Annotated in this window: 15 protein-coding genes and 3 tRNA genes; 6 read left to right on the top strand and 12 right to left on the bottom strand. The window is 69.7% G+C overall.

Annotation, left to right across the window (positions count from 1 at the left end; genetic code table 11):
- Window positions 1-89: 89 nt before the first annotated feature.
- From ACLBWJ_RS05380 to ACLBWJ_RS05395, 4 genes are read right to left on the bottom strand one after another with little or no spacing between them, the layout of a single operon-like run.
- The gene (locus ACLBWJ_RS05380) at window positions 90-986 is read right to left on the bottom strand and encodes an SDR family oxidoreductase (RefSeq protein ID WP_112616993.1); all 897 of its coding nucleotides are present in this window, start codon (window positions 984-986) and stop codon (window positions 90-92) included.
- 53 nt (window positions 987-1039) lie between these two features.
- A complete protein-coding gene (locus ACLBWJ_RS05385) occupies window positions 1040-1924 on the bottom strand; it encodes an SMP-30/gluconolactonase/LRE family protein (RefSeq protein ID WP_354451179.1) in 885 nt (294 codons plus the stop codon).
- Window positions 1914-3704: a glycoside hydrolase family 15 protein gene (locus ACLBWJ_RS05390; protein ID WP_447659856.1), complete on the bottom strand. Its 1791-nt coding sequence runs from the start codon at window positions 3702-3704 to the stop codon at window positions 1914-1916. Before ACLBWJ_RS05390 ends, ACLBWJ_RS05385 begins: the two co-directional genes overlap by 11 nt.
- Window positions 3701-4060 (bottom strand): sugar ABC transporter ATPase, encoded by a 360-nt coding sequence (locus ACLBWJ_RS05395; protein WP_112616796.1) that lies wholly within the window; start codon window positions 4058-4060, stop codon window positions 3701-3703. Before ACLBWJ_RS05395 ends, ACLBWJ_RS05390 begins: the two co-directional genes overlap by 4 nt.
- 142 nt (window positions 4061-4202) lie before the next feature.
- On the opposite strand from ACLBWJ_RS05395, the gene ACLBWJ_RS05400 reads away from it, so the two are divergent.
- Both ACLBWJ_RS05400 and ACLBWJ_RS05405 read left to right on the top strand, forming a co-directional pair.
- Window positions 4203-5123 carry a DUF368 domain-containing protein gene (locus ACLBWJ_RS05400; protein ID WP_282502168.1) on the top strand — a complete coding sequence of 307 codons (921 nt, stop codon included), beginning with the start codon at window positions 4203-4205 and terminating at the stop codon, window positions 5121-5123.
- 62 nt (window positions 5124-5185) lie between these two features.
- Window positions 5186-6505, top strand: coding sequence for a cytochrome P450 (locus ACLBWJ_RS05405; RefSeq protein WP_404568234.1), 1320 nt, complete (start codon window positions 5186-5188; stop codon window positions 6503-6505).
- Window positions 6506-7030: 525 nt separating this feature from the next.
- Here ACLBWJ_RS05405 and ACLBWJ_RS05410 read toward each other — a convergent pair.
- The 6 genes from ACLBWJ_RS05410 to ACLBWJ_RS05435 all read right to left on the bottom strand — a co-directional run bounded on the left by ACLBWJ_RS05410 (window position 7031) and on the right by ACLBWJ_RS05435 (window position 11210).
- Window positions 7031-7104: transfer RNA gene (locus ACLBWJ_RS05410), tRNA-Met, on the bottom strand.
- 23 nt (window positions 7105-7127) lie between these two features.
- Window positions 7128-7199 (bottom strand) — tRNA-Thr (locus tag ACLBWJ_RS05415).
- Window positions 7200-7262: 63 nt separating this feature from the next.
- Window positions 7263-8618 carry a M23 family metallopeptidase gene (locus ACLBWJ_RS05420; protein WP_282502167.1) on the bottom strand — a complete coding sequence of 452 codons (1356 nt, stop codon included), beginning with the start codon at window positions 8616-8618 and terminating at the stop codon, window positions 7263-7265.
- Between the two features lie 136 nt (window positions 8619-8754).
- On the bottom strand, window positions 8755-9552 hold the full coding sequence (locus tag ACLBWJ_RS05425) for an inositol monophosphatase family protein (protein WP_282502166.1): 798 nt from the start codon (window positions 9550-9552) through the stop codon (window positions 8755-8757).
- 407 nt (window positions 9553-9959) lie between these two features.
- Complete coding sequence (locus ACLBWJ_RS05430; protein ID WP_404568235.1) at window positions 9960-10181, bottom strand: response regulator transcription factor; 222 nt, start codon at window positions 10179-10181, stop codon at window positions 9960-9962.
- Window positions 10182-10322: 141 nt separating this feature from the next.
- Window positions 10323-11210, bottom strand: a complete 888-nt coding sequence (locus ACLBWJ_RS05435; protein WP_447659857.1) for a hypothetical protein — start codon at window positions 11208-11210, stop codon at window positions 10323-10325.
- Between the two features lie 79 nt (window positions 11211-11289).
- On the opposite strand from ACLBWJ_RS05435, the gene ACLBWJ_RS05440 reads away from it, so the two are divergent.
- The 4 genes from ACLBWJ_RS05440 (at window position 11290) to ACLBWJ_RS05455 (ending at window position 16291) form a co-directional block, all read left to right on the top strand.
- Window positions 11290-12567, top strand: coding sequence for an ATP-binding protein (locus ACLBWJ_RS05440; protein WP_447659858.1), 1278 nt, complete (start codon window positions 11290-11292; stop codon window positions 12565-12567).
- A gap of 13 nt (window positions 12568-12580) precedes the next feature.
- Window positions 12581-13249 (top strand): response regulator transcription factor, encoded by a 669-nt coding sequence (locus tag ACLBWJ_RS05445; protein WP_112616763.1) that lies wholly within the window; start codon window positions 12581-12583, stop codon window positions 13247-13249.
- 443 nt (window positions 13250-13692) lie between these two features.
- Window positions 13693-16161 (top strand): class III lanthionine synthetase LanKC, encoded by a 2469-nt coding sequence (gene lanKC / locus ACLBWJ_RS05450; protein WP_447659859.1) that lies wholly within the window; start codon window positions 13693-13695, stop codon window positions 16159-16161.
- Window positions 16162-16174: 13 nt separating this feature from the next.
- Window positions 16175-16291: a SapB/AmfS family lanthipeptide gene (locus ACLBWJ_RS05455; protein WP_354451194.1), complete on the top strand. Its 117-nt coding sequence runs from the start codon at window positions 16175-16177 to the stop codon at window positions 16289-16291.
- Between the two features lie 69 nt (window positions 16292-16360).
- On the opposite strand, the gene ACLBWJ_RS05460 is transcribed toward ACLBWJ_RS05455, so the two are convergent.
- Window positions 16361-16442: transfer RNA gene (locus ACLBWJ_RS05460), tRNA-Tyr, on the bottom strand.
- A gap of 94 nt (window positions 16443-16536) precedes the next feature.
- Window positions 16537-17025, bottom strand: a complete 489-nt coding sequence (locus ACLBWJ_RS05465; RefSeq protein ID WP_269267386.1) for an FBP domain-containing protein — start codon at window positions 17023-17025, stop codon at window positions 16537-16539.
- Window positions 17026-17075: the final 50 nt, after the last annotated feature.

Below are 17075 nucleotides of genomic sequence, written 5' to 3' on the forward strand. Positions count from 1 at the left end.
GCACTGTACACAACTAGGTTGTGCGCAATCAATATGCTGGAAAAGTGCGCCGGCAGCCGCGGCCACCGGCGCACTCGTCAGCGATGACGTCAGGGCGTGGGCATTCCGCCGTTGACGTTCAGGGTCTCCCCCGCGACGTAGCTCGACTCTGCCGACGCGAGGAACACGTAGGCGGGCGCGAGCTCCGCCGGCTGACCCATACGTCCCAGCGGGGTCTCCTCGCCGAAGCTGTCGATCTTCTCCTGCGGCTGGCCGTCGCTCGGCTGGAGCGGCGTCCAGATCGGCCCCGGCGCCACGGCGTTGACGCGGATGCCCTTCGGCGCGAGCTGCTGGGCGAGCGCCTTGGTGAACGTGTTGATCGTCGCCTTCGTCGAGGCGTAGTCCACGAGCGTCTCGGACGGCGAGTAGGCCTGGATCGACGTGGTGTTGATGATCGAGGCACCTGCCGGCAGGTGCGGCAGCGCGGCCTTGGTGATCCAGAACATCGCGTAGACGTTGGTCTTGAAGGTGTCGTCGAACTGCTCGTCGGTCAGATCGGCCAGCTCGTACTGGAAGATCTGCTTGCCGCCGTTGTTGACGAGGATGTCGATGCCGCCGAGCGCCGAGACCGTGTCGGCGACGAGCGAGCGGCAGTACTCCGGGTCGCGCAGGTCGCCGGGAAGCTGCGCCACCGTCACACCCGCATCCTTCAGGATGCCGGCGATGCGCTGCGCGTCCTCTTCCTCCTCGGGAAGGTACGAGATGGCCACGTCGGCACCCTCGCGCGCGAAGGCGATCGCGGTAGCGGCGCCGATTCCCGAGTCGCCGCCCGTGATGAGCGCCTTGCGCCCGGTCAGGCGGCCGCTGCCACGGTAGCTCTCCTCGCCGAGATCGGCCTTCGGCGTGAGGTCGGCGTCGAGGCCCGGCTCGTCCATGTGCTGCTTCTCGGGCTCGATGTCCGCGTACAGCTCGGCGGGGTTGACGAAGGTGTACTGGTCACGGGACATGGTGTCTCCTTCCATCGGTCTTCCTGGGGGTGGTCGTCACTCGGGTCCGTCGATCAGGCGATCGACGCAGACCCGAACGTGTGGATGGGGCGGCCGGTCGCGCCGGGTTCGAGGCGGAGGATGCCGCCCGAGAGAGGATGCCGCTGCAGCTGCTCCTCGGTGAGGTTCTCGCGCGCCGATCCGACGAGGAGGACGTCGAGGTCGGGCCCGGCGAACGCGACGGAGGTGATGTTGGGCACGGGCATCGTGCTCTCCTCGACGAGGTCTCCGTCGGCGCTCCAGCGCGCCACCATGCCCTCGCCATAGAGCCCGTTGAAGAACGAGCCGTCGGTCGCCATTACCAGCCCGTCACTCGACCGGCCGACAAGGTAGGGCTCGAGCTCTCCGAGCTCGCCGGCGGGACCGTAGGACGCGCGGTAGACGGTCGAGGTCGCGGTGTCGGTGATGTACATCGTGCGCCCGTCGTCGGACCACTCCATACCGTTCGCGATTCCGTAGCCGCCGCCGAGCACCCGCACGTCGCCGTCCGGGTCGACCGACCATACCGCCGCATCGGGGTCGTCAGTCGTGAGCTCCATGGCGCCGACGATGAAGCGGCCGAACGGGTCGACCTTGCCCTCGTTCAGCCGCATGCCGTCGTGGCGGTGACGCAGCGAGGCGAGGTCGCGCTCGATACGGCCGTCCGCGTCGAGAAGGACGACGCGGTCCTTCAGTGCCGCGATGTAGCCGCCTCCGGCGGCCGGCTGCACCGCCGATAGCGGCGGGGGCAACTCGACGACCCGGTCGTCGCTGCCGTCGACCGCCCCGTCGAGCGGGCCGCGATGCAGCAGCCCTGCGGTGATGTCGACCCACACGACCTCGTCGGTGCGGTCGTCCCACCAGATGCTCTCGACGAGCACGGCACGAGTGTCGCGGAACACTCCGATCTCATCTGCCACGGAGGGCCTCCTCGGGGACGACGTCGCGGATGGTGAGGACCGTCGCGATGAACGCGAGGTGGCTGAGGGCCTGCGGGGTGTTGCCCCAGGCGGTGCCGTCGTCAGCGTCGATCATCTCGGCGTAGATGCCGACGTCATTCGCGAGGGCGACGAGCTGGTCGACGAGGTCGAGCGCCTCGTCATGCCTGCCGACGCACGCCAGCGCCTCGGCGCGCCAGAACGCGCAGGCGACGAACGTCTTCTCCTCCGCCGACACCCCGCTGTAGCGGTACAGCAGCGGGCCGGCGCCCAGTTCGTCGGTGAGGGCGTCGATCGTCGTCGACATCCGCTCGCCGCGGTCGAAGCCGGTGGGCGCGTGCAGCAGCACGGAGGCGTCGAGCTCGTCCGAACCCGCGTAGAAGGCGTAGGCCGACTTCGCCTCGGACCAGCAGTTCTCGTCGATCCAGAGCCGGATGCGCTCGCGCTCGGCCTTCCACCGCTCGGCGCTCCCGGGGATCGCGCCGCTCTCGGCGAGCGCGACGGCGTCGTCGAGGGCTTTCCAGCATCCCATCTTCGAGGAGGTGTAGTGCCGTTCCTCCGGCAGCTCCCACATTCCCGAGTCGGGATTGCGCCACAGGTCGCAGGTGCGGTCGGCGACGCCCGCCAGCATCCGCCCCGTACCGATGTCCAGGACGTTCCCCGCATCGACGTACGTCCGGCAGATCGCCATGAGGTCGCCGTAGACGCCGAGCTGAAGCTGCTCGCGCGCTGGATTGCCCGTGACGACCGGACCGACGCCTCCCCAGCCGGGCACGGGGTAGTCCTGAGCATCGGGCACGAGTTCGCCGCCCAAGGTGTACATGACGTGCAGCTCGGGCCCGTGCTCGCGGATGGTGCGCAGCATCCATGACAGTGCCGCGTGCGTCTCCTCGCGGAGACCGAAGCGCACGAGCGCGTGAGCGGTGTAGGCGAGGTCGCGCACCCAGGCGTAGCGGTAATCCCAGTTCTTGCCGCCCTCGGGATTCTCGGGCAGCGACGTGGTGGCGGCAGCGGCGATCGCGCCGGTGGGACTGAAGATGAGCAGCTTGAGGGCGAGCGCGCTGCGCTGGATGCGTTCCTCCCAGGGGCCTTCGTACGAGAAGACCTCGGACCAGTGCCGCCAGTTGTCGATCGTCCGGTCGATGCCGACGTCGACGTTACGGGGGTCGGGAAGGTGCAGGGGCTCGTCGTGCGTCGCGGCGAGCGCGATGAGGTGACGCGAACCCTTCGAGGCGGTGAACGAGCCGGTCAGGCGGGGGCCGCTCGTGCCGTCGGGATCGGGAGCCTCGGGGCCGTGCTCGAACCCCACGACGACGAGAGCGGTCTTGCCGCTGCGGATGACGTCGCCGTGCTGAGTGCGCTCGATCCAGGGCGACGCCGTACGCAGCGAAGTACCGGGATGGATGCGCCAGGCCATCGGCACGGTGCCCTCGAGCCCGTCGATGCGACGAGCCAGCTCCGCCCACGGCATCCGCCCGGCGACTCCCGACACCATGGCGTCGGTGACTCTCACGGACCCGCGAGCCGTTGTGAACGTCGTCTCGAGAACATTGGTGTCGGGCACGTACCGACGGGTGGTCTCGAAATCCTCCGTGGGCGCGAGCTCGAGACATCCGCCCGTCTCGCGATCGAGCAGGCGCGCGAAGACGGGCGTCGAGGTCAGATCGGGGAGCGGCAGCCAATCCACGCTGCCGTCGAGACCGATCAGCGCGACGGTGCGGCCGTCGCCGATCGGCGCGTACGACTCGATCCCCGGGGTCACATGCCCTCGTCGTTGATGTCGCCCTCGCCGTCCTCGCCGAGTTCGGCGATGACCGGGTCGTCTCCCTGGGTCTCCGGCTGGGCGTATCCCGTGGGCAGGTCCTCTGCGGGGATCTCGTCTTCGTCCGACGGGATGTGCGCCGGGTCGTCGCTCGTCGCCGTCGCGACATCGAGTTCGGCGGGGTCGACGCCGGAGTCGAGCGCCTCGTCGATCGCGTCGGTGCGGTCCCACTCGCGCTGGGCCGGGTCGAGGTCGGGGTCGGCCACGCTGGTCGCATCGCCGTCGCGCAGCGGCTGGATGCCGGCATCCTCGGCTGCGGCGGGGCGGGCGAGGTCGTCGTTGAATGCGTTGGACATGCCTCCACGATGCGGCGGGGCGGCGAATCCGTCGAGCCACTTGCACCGGGCCGGAGTGCGCGGTAACGCGCGCACCCCTCGATCGCTCAGGTGCCGTCGGTAGGCTGGCACGCTCCGTCCCCGCTCTTCCCGGAGGTCCCCCATGCCCGTCGCCCGAATGCTGCTGGATGCCGGACGCGGCGCTCTCATCGGAACCGTCGAGATCATTCCCGGAGTCAGCGGCGGCACCGTCGCGCTCATCATCGGCGTCTACGAGACGCTCATCGAGTCGGCCGGCCACCTCGCCCGCGGGGTCGCCCGTGGTGTCGCGGACGGCGTGCGAGGCCGCGGGCTGACGCGCGCTCGTGCCGAGTTGGCCGCCGTGCGCTGGTCCGTCGTGCTGCCGGTCGGCATCGGCATGATCACCGCCGTCCTCGTCGCGTCCGCCGTCCTCGCCCCGATCATCGAGGCCGAGCCCGTCGCCTCACGCGCCTTGTTCGCCGGGCTCATCCTCGCGTCGCTCGTCGTGCCGATCCGCATGGTCGGCGGCCGGTGGCGGATGCGCGAGTACGCCGTCGCCCTCGTCGGCGCGGTCGCCGGCTTTGCCCTCACGAGCCTCCCCCAGGTCGACCCCCTCGACCCTCCTCTCCCGGTCGTCGCACTCGCGGCGGCGTTCGCCGTGTGCGCTCTGGTGCTGCCCGGCGTCTCGGGGTCGTTCCTCCTGCTGGCCGTCGGGATGTACGCGCCGACGCTGGCCGCCGTCAACGAGCGCGATTTCCTCTACCTGGGCGTCTTCATCCTCGGCGCCATGATCGGTCTCGGCCTGTTCGTCTCGGTGCTGCAGTGGCTGCTCGTCCACCGTCGGCGCATCATGCTCGCGACGATGACCGGCCTCATGATCGGCTCGCTCCGGGCGCTGTGGCCCTGGCAGGAGGGCGGCGCCGTCCAGGCCCCCGGGCCCGACGCGCTGCCGGCGCTCCTCCTGGTGGTGCTCGGCGCGGCGGCGGTGGGCGGCGTGCTGCTGATCGAGTCGGCCGTGTTGCGGCGGGCCGCGCGGCGCCTCGAATCCGGAGCCGCGGGCTAGCACACGGCGGTCCGATCCGCCTCCCCCTCGGCTCATCGGACCCGACGTGTGAGCGTGGAGACATGATGTCTTCGATCGCCGCCGCTGCACGCACGCTGACCGACGACTCCCCTCAGCTCCTGCTGCGTGGGTACCGATTCGGCGACCGCATCTGGAGTCGCGTACGGGCTGGCGCCCGCTCGGCTCCGATGGGCCTGCTCGGCGACCCGACCGTCTTCGTCCGCGGCGCGGAGGGCGTCGAGGTGTTCTACGACGAGGAGCGGGTCCGGCGCCACGGGGCGATGCCCGGAATCGTGCAAGAGACCCTGTTCGGGCATGGTTCGGTTCACAGCCTCGACGGCGAGGACCACCGGCACCGCAAGGCGACCTTCCTCGACGTCGCCTACGAGGACGAGCAGGTCGAGCGTCTGCGTCCGCTTCTGGCTGCCGAATGGCAGGGCGAGCTCGACGACTGGTTCGCCGGCGGGGAGCGTTCCGCCTACGACGCGGCAGTGGGCGCCTTCGGCCGCGCCGTCATGCGGTGGGCAGGACTCCCGGGAACGCCTGCGGCGAAGACGCGGTGGGCGGCTCGTCTCGCCCAGATCGTCGATGGCTTCGGCGTCCCCTACTCCCCCGAGTACCTCCTCGCCTGGATCAATCGCCGCTGGTCAGACCGGCACACCCAGCACCTCATCGAGGCGGTGCGCGACGGCGACCTCGAGCCCGAGCCCGGAACGGCCCTGCACGCATGGGCCTGGCACCGGGACCGCGCCGGTGTCCTGCTGTCCGCCCGCCTGGCCGGCATCGAACTGCAGAACAGCATGCGTCCGATGATCGCGGTCGCACGCTTCGTGGCGTTCGCCGCGAAGGAGCTCCACGAGCGTCCGGAGTGGCGCGATCGCATCGCCGCGGAGGCGGCCGAGCGCGAGACGCTCGACGGCGGGCCTCTCGCCGTGGCGTTCGCGCAGGAGATCCGGCGCACGGCCCCGTTCGTCCCCATGCTCCCCGCGCGTGCGGTCGCCGATATCGAACTCGACGGCCAGAGCGTCGCGGCGGGTGGCCGCGTCGTCCTCGACATCCTCGGCACCAACCTCGATGAGAACTCGTGGGAGCGTGCCGACTCGTTCGCGCCCGAGCGTTTCGTCGGCGTCGACGACTACGAGGCTCTCCCCGCATTCATCCCCCACGGCGGTGCCGATGTCGCGACGGGCCACCGCTGCCCTGGCGAGAAGCTCGCGATCGCCGGACTCGCGACGGCGATCACGGCGATGAGCCACCCGGATGTCACTATCCTCGACTCGGGTCTCGACGTGAACATGCGCCGGTTGCCCACCAAGCCGGCGTCGGGCGGGCGCGTGCGGGCGACGGGCACCGGCGGCGGCTGCCCGTTCCACCGGCGCTGACGCGTCACCGGCAGACGACGTGTCCCCCGAAAGGCCGACTCGACGGACCGGCGGGGAGGCCCTAGCGTCGATGACGTCGACGATCTTCCCCCCGGATCGTGGAACGCCCCGCATCCTCCGATGACGGGGCGTTCTGGTTTCTGCGGGACGCGCGGCGCCACGTCATCCGATCGGATGAAATCCTGCGCGGAAATTCAGCCCATACGTAGCTCGCAAATGGCACCGTTGCGCCCCGATTTCACTGCTTCACCGGCCATTTTCCCTCGAGGTGGACGGATGGTCGGCGCGCCCCAGCATCCTGCCACGCGAGGCATGATCGTGACGTCGGGTGCGATCCAGCGCTGATGGGGAGCAGGGCGGGCCTGCTCGATCCCTCGGCCGCGAGTTAGGTCCTCGTCTCGCGCCCGACCTGCGCCCGGGACTCTGGAGGGGTCCCGGGCGCCTTCTCGTTCCCGCGGACTTTCGCGCGCGGTTGCCGTTGCCGAATACGACAAAACCCCCGGTGCGTCCGGGGGTTTTCATCTGTAGCAGGAGCGGGGCTTGAACCCGCGACCTCACGATTATGAGTCGTGCGCTCTCACCAACTGAGCTACCCTGCCGCATCGCATCCGAGGATGCTGCGAGCCCCGAGTCAGGATTGAACTGACGACCCCTTCCTTACCATGGAAGTGCTCTGCCACTGAGCTATCGGGGCGTGCTACCCGCAAGCGGGCAACTAGAAGAGGATACCATCTCGGCGGCCTCACTTCGAATCAGGTCAGCGCTTCGTGTGCTCTTCGAGCCAGGCGATCGGGTCGATCTGCGTCGTCCCGCCGAGGAGCACCTCGAGGTGCAGGTGCGCGCCGGTCGACTTGCCGGTGCTGCCGACCTGTCCGATGATCTCGCCGGGCTCGATCGTGTCTCCGACCTTCACCCGCAGCGAGCCGTACTGCATGTGGCCGTAGCGCGTCGAGACGAGCTCACCGTCGATGTTGTGGTCGATGACGACGGTCACGCCGTAGTCGCCGCCTGCCTCGGTCGCGATGCGCACGGTTCCGCCCGCGACGGCGTGGATCTCAGCCCCGGCCCCCGGCGTCAGGTCGACACCGCGATGCGGGCGGGAGAACTCGGACAGGTACGAGACCGAGCCGAACTGCGCCGAGATCGGAACCCCGACCGGGAACGGCCACTGGATCGCGGCGTTGGGGTCGTTGACCCACGTACCGGCGAAGTTGGTCACACCCGAGTCGGCCGCGATCTCCGAGACGGACGTCACATCGAAGGTGTCGCTGCGATCGAAGGTGACGCCCGTGTTCGGAGACGAGACGTACGCCTGGATCTCTTCGGGCTCGATCGACGCGGATGTCCGGGGCGCCTCGGCCGTGATGTCGCGACCCGTGTCGCCCGAGGCGAAGACGGCGGCGGCAGGGCTCGTCAGGCCGACGGCCAGGAGACCGACGGCGGCGACGGCGCTCATCGAGACGGATGCGGCAGCAACTCGCTTGCCCACGCGACGCAGGCGACCCGGACGCGCGACCGTGACCTCGCGGGTGCGCTGCTGGTGCTCGGCGATGGACTCCTCGCCCACCTGCACCGGGGTCTGCGCTGTGAAGGAGAACAGCCGCGCGGCGAACTCGAACTCGTCGACGTCGTGCGCGTCGGACGGCTTGCGCGTCTCATCGCTCGCGTGCGCGTCGCTGTGCGAGCGCGCGTCATCGGCATCCGGCGTCTCGGTCGTCGCGGAGTCGACCGCGGCCGGGCCGAACGACTCGCCCTGCGCGGCGGCATGCTCGGCGGCCGGGCGGGTGCGACGACGGCGGGATGGCGCGACGAAATCCGGTCCCGCGTAAGCGTCGCCGTCCACGACGGTGAGGACCATCTCGTCGGCTACGGTCTCGCTGGTCGCGGCGGCCTGCGAATCGACGGCTTCGACGTCCGGCGTCTGCGGTGCCTCGTCGATCGTTGCGACGTCATCGGCCGGAACGGCGGCGACCTTCGCGGCGAGCTCAGCTTCAGCTGCCAGCCGCCGCCACTGTGCCCGGGTGAGACCGGCAGCCCGCGTGAGTCCCGCCGAGGCTTCCCCTGCCGAGGGTCGCGAGGACGCGGCCTCAGTGGGAGTGGTCTCAGAAGTCAAATCGCAGGCTCTCGAAAACAGCGCGCGCTCGTGCGCAGCGGAACAGTCCGGGTTGCGTTCGATCCCTCGGCTCGGGTTCCGAAGATAACGAACGGGTAAACACTAACGTCTTACAGCTGGGAACGCGATCCACGCGTCAGCTTTCGTGGAAAACCCGTTCGGTCAGCCGACTGTGGAGCGACGACGACGCGGCGATCGTCATGGTACGGCCGGGCCGCTCGCCGGGCATACCGGTGACGACGCCGCCCGCCTCGGCGACGAGAAGCGCCCCGGCGGCGTGGTCCCACGGCTGCAGCCCACGCTCGACGTAGCCGTCGAGACGCCCCGCCGCGACGTAAGCGAGATCGAGCGATGCGGCGCCGGCTCGGCGGATGTCGCGAGCGACCGGCATGATCCGCCCGAGTCGCGCGAGGTCGCCCGCGTGCGTCGCCGGGTCGTAGCCGAAACCCGTCGCCAGGAGGGCACCGGCATCCGTCGGCTCGGACACCGCCAGGCGCGCATCCCCGAGCCACGCTCCCCCGCCCGCGGTCGCCCGGAACATCTCGTCGACAGCCGGCGAGAAGACCGCCGCCACGACCGCCTCCCATCGCTGAGGATCGGGTTCACCGTCGACGACCGCGATGCTCACGGCGTAATGCGGGATGCCGTAGGCGTAGTTGACCGTTCCGTCGATAGGGTCCACGACCCAGGTCAGCCCGCTGGCGCCGCGCTCGGCGCCGGACTCCTCGCCGAGGAAACCGTCATCGGGGCGCGCATGTGCGATGCGATCGCGGATGAGGAGCTCGACCTCGCGGTCTGCTTCGGTGACGATGTCGGCGAGCGCCGACTTCGTCGCGGCGATCGCGACTCCCTCGCCGCGGCGTCGGCGCGCGAGCGCACCCGCCTCGCGGGCGATGTCGACGGCCAGGTCTTCGAGCTCTCGGGCATCCACCATGCCTCCACGCTACGCGGTCGTGCCGGAGGCCAGCCTCGAAGCCGGATCGCCCAGGTCGAGGACTCGGGGTTCGATCGCCTGCAACGCCTCCTCATCATGCGTGGCTCACACCACCGCACCGCCCTGAGCGAGATGACCGGTCAGCAGCTCTCGGAGCGCGCGGGCGGAGCTCCCCCCAGATCAATCCCGCCCAGTTAGCGAGGTCGAGCCCAATGAGGATGACGGCGCCGGCCGCTGTCTGCGACGGCACCCCGAACCGGGGCAGGCGAAGTGTCGTCAGGGCAGCAGCGACGATCCATGCGTGGGGCAGATCCACGATCACCGGCGCACCTCGCTCCGAACCGCCGGCATACGTGACAGCGAAGCTAGTGACGACACGGACATCAGCGCGTCGGCAGGAAGTCGCTCTACCGGAAGCTGACGAGTCCGAAGCGCGCCGCCGTGATGAGAACCTGCACCCGGTCGCGGGCGTTCCACTTCAGCATGATGTTGCTCAAGTGGGCTTTGACCGTTCCTTCGGATACGTGCATCGAACGGGCGATCTCGCCGTTGGACTGGCCCGCTGCCAGATATCGCACGATCTCTGCCTCGCGCGCCGACAGCTTCTCCGACTCGGTAGGCAGTCGCAATGCACCGGTTTCAGCTGTCTGCAGGGCTCGGATCAGCTAGGGCGGCCCTCCTCGGTGGAGCTTTCGACTCCCGGCGTGAGGGGCGAGAATGGGTGGTGACGGCAGCCCTGCCCATCACCTGACGTGCGGCCGCGGAAGGCCTCAGCGCGGGGCGATGGGCTGGTCGGGCAGCGGCGGAGGCGGCGGATAGTCCCCGTACCCGGGCTGGGTGCGAGTCGCCTGCTGCGCGGGCGCCGCCTGCTGCGCTGGGGCGGACTGCTGCGTCGGCGCGGGGGCCGCGGGGGCGTAACCCTGCGGGTAGGTGGGGCGCCCCGTGTAGTACGCCTGCCAGTCGGGCGATCCGTCGGCGAGGACGGGGAGAGGCGTCCGGCCATCGGCGTAGGTCGGCCATGCCGGGGCAGCCGGCTGAGGAGCGCGAGGCATCAGTAGCGCATTCACGAGGGGCACGAGGGCCGTGCCCACGGCGGCGAGGATCGTCAGCGCGACCACGACCCGCCAGTAGATCGGCAGGAAGTCGAACCACTCCCCACCGACCAACGGCACGATGAGCATGACCGCGACGATGCCGAGGAAGGCGATCGTCACATAGGTGACGATCGACAGGAAGGTCGTGGGGTTGCGCAGGTAGGCCTTGGTGAAGAGCCGCAGGTGCAGCAGCGCCAGCTGCAGGATGAGCAGCACCAGGAGGAACCGCATGAACCGCTCGTACCCCCAGCCGAAGCTCTCGGTCGGGGATGGAAGCCAGATCATGACGGCGCCCACGAGCAGCGCCACGACCCAGGTGCCCATGCTCGTCAGAGCGAACCACGCGGGGCGACGACCTGCGAGGTGCGACTCGAGGATGGCGATACCTGCGAAGCCGGCGAGCAGCAGCACGGTCATGAACGCGCGGGCGACGATTCCGGTGCCCGACCCGATCAGCACCCAGACGACGCAGACGATAGCCGCCGCGATGAGCGCACCGATGGCGACCCAGATCGCGGCTCGCAGCAGCTTGTTCGATTCCGGAGATGTGATGGGCTTGCTCATCGACAGGGTTTCCTTCCGCGCTGACACCTCACATCCTGGCATGCACGGGCGTTCCGTGCCGGGCTGAGAGGATTCTGTGGTGAACCCACCCCGAGAGCCCGGCCTTGAGTTCGACGCATCCGCGACGCGGACCTTCTTCCGCACGCGGCGCGCAGCGCTGATCCTGGTCGCGATCGTCTCGGTGAGCACGACCGTTCAGGTGCTCGCGACGCCGATCACCGCGATGATCGCCGGCCCCGTCGACTGGCCCTTCGACATATCGATATCGCTGCTGTGCGTCATCCTCGCCCTGGCATGCGTGGCCCAAGCCTCAGCTGTCCTCCTGAGCGATCGGTGGCCCCGTATCGCGGTGTTCGCGACCGTGGCCGTCTACCTCGTCCTCCTCGGCGCCTTCGACATACCGAACTGGCTCATCGGCATGTATCTCGTCGTGGCACTCGCGCAGTTCCTTCTGGCCCGCCGGGTCTCGGCCGGTTCGGCCGTCGTGTGCCTGCTCGGCGTCGTGGTCGCCGGAATGGGCGGGCTCTTCACCTGGGCCGTCTTCTACTCGGGCGATGTCGGTATCGCCCTGAGCTTCATGGCGAACGAGTTCTTCCGCTTCACCGCGCCGGCCCTCGGAGCGACCGCCCTGGGGATCTGGTGGGGGGCCCAGGTCCGCCAGGTGAACCTTGCTCGCGAGCAGGCCGAGCTCGCGCGCCAAGAACACGATGCGCGGGTCAACGAGGCGCGTGAACGCGAGCGCGCCCGCATAGCGCAAGAGCTGCACGATGTCGCGGGCCAGCACCTCGCCGGGCTCGTGACGCTGGCCGACGCCGCCATCTCCCTCGCACCGGCACGCCCCGACGAAGCCATCCGTCTGGTCGGCGAGGTGCGCAACGAGGGCCGATTCGCCGCCGCGAGCCTGGCGGGTGCGCTGAGCGATCTGCACGCTGCCGACGCAGCTGGTCCCGCCGAGACGACCCGCGACCTGCGTCGCGCCGGTGAGCTCGTGGAGTTCTGGTCGCAACGCGGCATGCCGGTCTCATTCGACCTCGAAGGAGCCGTGTCCGATCTGCCCGCCGTCGTCTCGACCACCGCCTACCGCGTTCTCCAGGAGGCACTGACGAACTCGGCGAAACACGCCCCCGGAGCGCCGGTCACCATCTCGGTGACCGTGACCGACGAGGAGCTCCGGGCCCGGGTCGTCAACCAAGCACCCGGCACTGATTCGATGCCCGTGCCGGGCCTCGATCTCGGCTGGGGCCTGCGCGGGATGCGCGAGCGCGTCGAACTGTTGCGCGGCACACTGTTCGCAGGGCCGACGCCGACCGGCGGATGGGATGTGCGAATCGCGATCCCGATCGACCCGATCGCCTGACAAGGAGAACGGTATGAATCGTGGGGCCGAGCGCATCCGCGTTCTGATCGCCGACGACAATCGCGCCGTACGCCGGGGGCTGCGGCTTCAGCTCGAAGGCGCTCCCGGCATCCAGGTCGTCGGCGAGGTCTCGAACGGCGTCGACGCCGTTCACGTCGCACGGGCCGAACGCGCCGACGTCGTGCTCATGGACATCCAGATGCCCCAGATGTCCGGGTTGTCCGCCACGCGCCTGCTCGCTCGTCCCGACGACGGTCGCTCCCCCATCGCCGTCATCGTCATGACGAGCTTCGCCGTCGACGGCTACGTCAGTGAGGCACTGGATTCGGGCGCCGTCGGATACCTGCTGAAAAGCCACGACTCGGACCAGCTCGTCGGCGCGATCTACGCCGCAGCGCGGGGCGAGGCACTCGTGTCATCGCGAGTGACGGCGCCGCTGATCCGAGAGTTCGTGCGCCGCGGCGGCGCTCCCGAAGACCCGGAAGCAAGCGCTCTGCTGACCTCGGCCGAGCGCCGCGTGATCTCCGTGCTCGCCGGCGGAGTCACGAGCAACGAAGGCATCGCCGAGACGCTGCAGGTGTCGGTTCACACCGTTCGATCGCAGCTGCATTCCGCACTCAAGAAGCTCGATCTCGCCGACCGCACCCAGCTCGCACTGTGGGGCGCGCGCAACCGGGTGTGAGATTCCTTCATACATCCGGGTGAAACTTCGACACGGGTTTTCACCGCACGACCGACCGCACGACCCGGCTTTTCGAACAGTTTCAGGTCTTTAGTCCTTCGAACCTCCTTGCCGCGGGTATTCTGAACGATCGCGATTGCCTCATTCATTCGGATGAATTTTCACGACCTGTTTGCGCGCCGCCTCGGTGTCCGTGAACAGCTGCGACGCGGCACCACCGGCAGCTCAGGGCGCCTTTGTGCCGGCAGCCGCGCAGGCGACGCCGCTCGAGCGGACGGATGATGACCCTGAGCCCGTCGTTCCGGGCCATGGGGGAAGCAGATGGAACCGATTTTCGGGCGCTTCGCGACACGGGATCGGGTGTTCTACGACGCGCCCGGCACCGATGACGCCAGCGCCGAGGCCGACGGGCGTACCGCTGTGTACGCGCCGGCGACCCTCACGTGGCAGGGCTGGCGGCACACCCGACGGGGCCCGTGTCGGTGTGGCTGCCACCCGCGCATCGTCTGCCCGAACAGGGATGGAAGGTGCACATCACCGCGCTTCCCGATGCGGCAGGCACCGTGCTGGACATCGCCTCGAGGTACTGCCACCGCCACGCCATCGCATTCAAGCACCTGCGAGACGAACGCGCCCTCGGGGCCGTGCTCGCCAAGGATGCCGACCGCGCGGGCGCGGGTAAGTTCATCACGCTCTATCCGCCTTCCGAGCGGAGCCTCGAGCACTGCCTCGTCTCGCTCGACGAGGTGCTCGGCGGCGAGCACGGCCCGTATGTCCTTTCGGACCTGCGCTGGAACGCGGGCCCGCTGTTCGTGCGGTACGGTGCCTTCACCGACCACGAAGTCCTCGTCGACGGTGAAGCCCTGCCCGCCATACAGGATCTGCGGACGGGAGAGTGGGTACCCGACCAGCGGACGGCGGGGTTCCACATCCCACCCTGGATCGAACTGCCGCCCTTCCTCCAGCGGCAACTCGACGCGCTCGGACACGAGCCGCCGCCCGGCTTCCCGGAGATCACCGGCGCCCTGCACTACTCCAACGCCGGCGGCGTCTACACCGGAGCTCTCGACGGCGCAGAGGTCATCGTGAAGGAGGCTCGCCCGTTCGCTGGCTGGACGCCCGACGGGCGCGACGCCGTCGCCCGGCTCCACGACGAGGAACGCACCCTCCGCGCTCTCGCCGGGAGGGTCCGCGTCCCGGCGGTCAGGGCTGCCTTCGAGGCGCACGGCCACCGCTTCGTCGCCCTGGAACGGGTTCCGGGCCAGCCACTCGATCGGCTGGTCGCGACGACCAGCCCGCTCACCGCCGCCGTCTCGACCGCAGCGGAGCGCCGCGCGTACCGCGATCGGATGCTGCAGGTGCTCGACGCGCTGCGGAGGGAGATCACCCGGCTGCACGCCGCGGGCGTCACCCACGGCGACCTGCATCCGGCGAACGTCATGGTCGACGCCTACGGCTCGGCGAGCCTCCTCGATCTCGAGATGTCCCTTCCCGTCGACTCCCGCGCGCCCGCCGTCCTCGGCGCAGCGGGATTCTCCCTCCCGGACGAGCCGGACCCCGTGCGCCGCGATGCGCACGCTCTGGCGTGCATCGAGCTCTACGTCTTCCTTCCGATGACGAGCCTGCTGGCGCTGCAGCCGACCAAGGCGGATGCCCTCGTCACCGAGGCCGCGGCGGTCTTCGATCTGCCCCGCGAATGGCGCGAGCGGATGAGCGCCCGGCTTCGGCCCACCGACTGTGCGGCGCGGCATCCTGCACCCGTCGTATCGATCGAGCGCGTCGCCGAGCAGCTCGTGGCCGACGCGACGCCCGAGCGGACCGACCGGCTGTGGCCGGGCGACCCCCGCCAGTTCGGGCAGCCCGCGTTCTCGCTCGGTCACGGCGCACTGGGGGTGGCCGTCGCGCTGGATGCCGGGGGCGTCGCCCTCGCGCCGGAACTGCGATCGTGGGTGTCGCGCTCGATCGCGCACGTGAGCACCGGGCAGGCACGCCTCGGGCTGATGGACGGCGCGGCCGGTGCGCTCTGGGCCTGCCGGCGCCTCGGCTTCGCCGACGAGGCGACGGCACTCGACGAGTACCTGCACGACGACGCCGTCGGGTCACTCGGCTCCGACCTCGCGACGGGTCTTCCGGGAATCGGCATCGCTCTGCTCGACGAGCCCGATTCCGAGCGCAACATCGAGCGGGCGACCGCGATCATCGAAATCCTCCGCGAACGCTGGGGGCTGCTCGGCCACGCCGCGCCGTCGAGAGCGCCGTCGCCCGTGCCGTCACGACGGCACGGCGGCCTGATGGGCGGCGCGAGCGGGACGGCTCTTCTGGCTCTCCGGGTGTTCGAACTCACCGGAGAGCGCCGCATCCTCGAGATCGCCCGCCGGGCGCTCGACGTCGACCTCCGCACGTTGCGCCGCGACGCGGACGGGTCGGTGCAGGTCGACCAGGGATGGCGCATGCTTCCCTACCTCGCGCACGGGTCGGCCGGCGTCGGCCTCGTGCTCGCACGGTACCTGGCGCATGAGCCCGCCGATGACGAGCTGCGTGTCACGCTGCACGGCATCATCCGCGCGGCGTCGGCGCCCTTCGTCGTACAGGCGGGACTCTTCGCCGGCCGAGCCGGATTGGCCCTCTTCCTTCACTCTCTGGAGGCGACCGGACACGCGAGCGCAGACACGATCCGTGCCCGCGACCACCACCTCGAGCGGATGGCGCTCCACGCCCTCGACGCGCCGATCGGCGCGCGCTTCGTGGGCGACGGGATGCTGCGCGCGTCGTGCGATCTCGCGACCGGTGCCGCGGGCGTGCTGCTCACGCTCGTCGCCGCGTCGCCTCGGGCTTCGAACAGCGACCAGCCGGTCCTGCCCTTCCTCCCCCCGGTGCTCGTGCCCGCCGGTTCTCCGGCGGCGAGAGGATGAGGGAGGTGAACAAATGGGTTTCATCCTGGCATTGCAGACGCTCGAGAAGAGCGAAGAGGAACACCGCACTGTCGTGGGCAGCACAGTAAGCATCGGCCTGTGCCGGAGCACCGTGTCGACGGCCTGCTGATCCCGCCGTGATCGCGCGCTCCGCAGCGAAAAACGAAGGGCCCCCGCTGAGCGGGGGCCCTTCTCGATGTGGCGAGTGAGGGATTCGAACCCCCGAATGCAATGCAGTCTGATTTACAGTCAGATCCCTTTGGCCGCTTGGGTAACTCGCCAGTGCGCACCCGCCCGGCTTGTACAGTCGACCGGAGGCGCGAGAACCCATATTACCCCCTGTGGCCGGGTGCTCCGAACCACGGGGGTCGGCCGTCAGTCGTTGCCGACGACCCGTTCGACGAAGGCCTCGGTGCGGTGGCGCGTGCCGTCGATTCGGCGATCGACGCTCGCGCGGATCTCGCTGGGCGCGAGCGGGCCAGCGATCCGCACGTTGTCGTGACATCCGAGGTCGGCGCAGATGTACGTGCCGATCGTGTCGCCGGCATCGCCGGCGGGCCCGGCCTTACGCGCGCTGAAGAGGGTGACCTGGTCTCCGGGCTGCATCGTGTGACAGAGGTTGCACAACGCGGACCGTGCGCGTGAGCTTCCCGACGCCGCGCGCATGACGACTCCGACTGGAGCGCCCTCGCGCTGCGTGATGACGTATCCCCGCTCGCGCGAGTTCGGATCCCGCCACGCGAGGAAGTCGAGGTGGTCCCAGTCGAGCAGCATGAAGTCGATCGGCATCGCCATGATCCGGCGATCGTCGACCGTCGCGTTCACGAACGAAGCGCGGACTTGGTCTTCGGTCAGAGCTTGCACGCGTTCCAGCCTACGAAGCGGACGGCATCCACGGGCCGCGTGCGCGGACG

It is taken from the genome of Microbacterium sp. M4A5_1d (assembly GCF_053345465.1).

Excerpts from the sequence above, each read along its gene's own strand:
- ACLBWJ_RS05380 (WP_112616993.1), bottom strand. The coding sequence starts at position 986 with ATGTCCCGTGACCAGTACACCTTCGTCAACCCCGCCGAGCTGTACGCG.
- ACLBWJ_RS05395 (WP_112616796.1), bottom strand. The coding sequence starts at position 4,060 with ATGTCCAACGCATTCAACGACGACCTCGCCCGCCCCGCCGCAGCCGAG.
- ACLBWJ_RS05400 (WP_282502168.1), top strand. The coding sequence starts at position 4,203 with ATGCCCGTCGCCCGAATGCTGCTGGATGCCGGACGCGGCGCTCTCATC.
- ACLBWJ_RS05405 (WP_404568234.1), top strand. The coding sequence starts at position 5,186 with ATGATGTCTTCGATCGCCGCCGCTGCACGCACGCTGACCGACGACTCC.
- ACLBWJ_RS05425 (WP_282502166.1), bottom strand. The coding sequence starts at position 9,552 with ATGGTGGATGCCCGAGAGCTCGAAGACCTGGCCGTCGACATCGCCCGC.
- ACLBWJ_RS05435 (WP_447659857.1), bottom strand. The coding sequence starts at position 11,210 with ATGAGCAAGCCCATCACATCTCCGGAATCGAACAAGCTGCTGCGAGCC.
- ACLBWJ_RS05445 (WP_112616763.1), top strand. The coding sequence starts at position 12,581 with ATGAATCGTGGGGCCGAGCGCATCCGCGTTCTGATCGCCGACGACAAT.
- ACLBWJ_RS05455 (WP_354451194.1), top strand. The coding sequence starts at position 16,175 with ATGGGTTTCATCCTGGCATTGCAGACGCTCGAGAAGAGCGAAGAGGAA.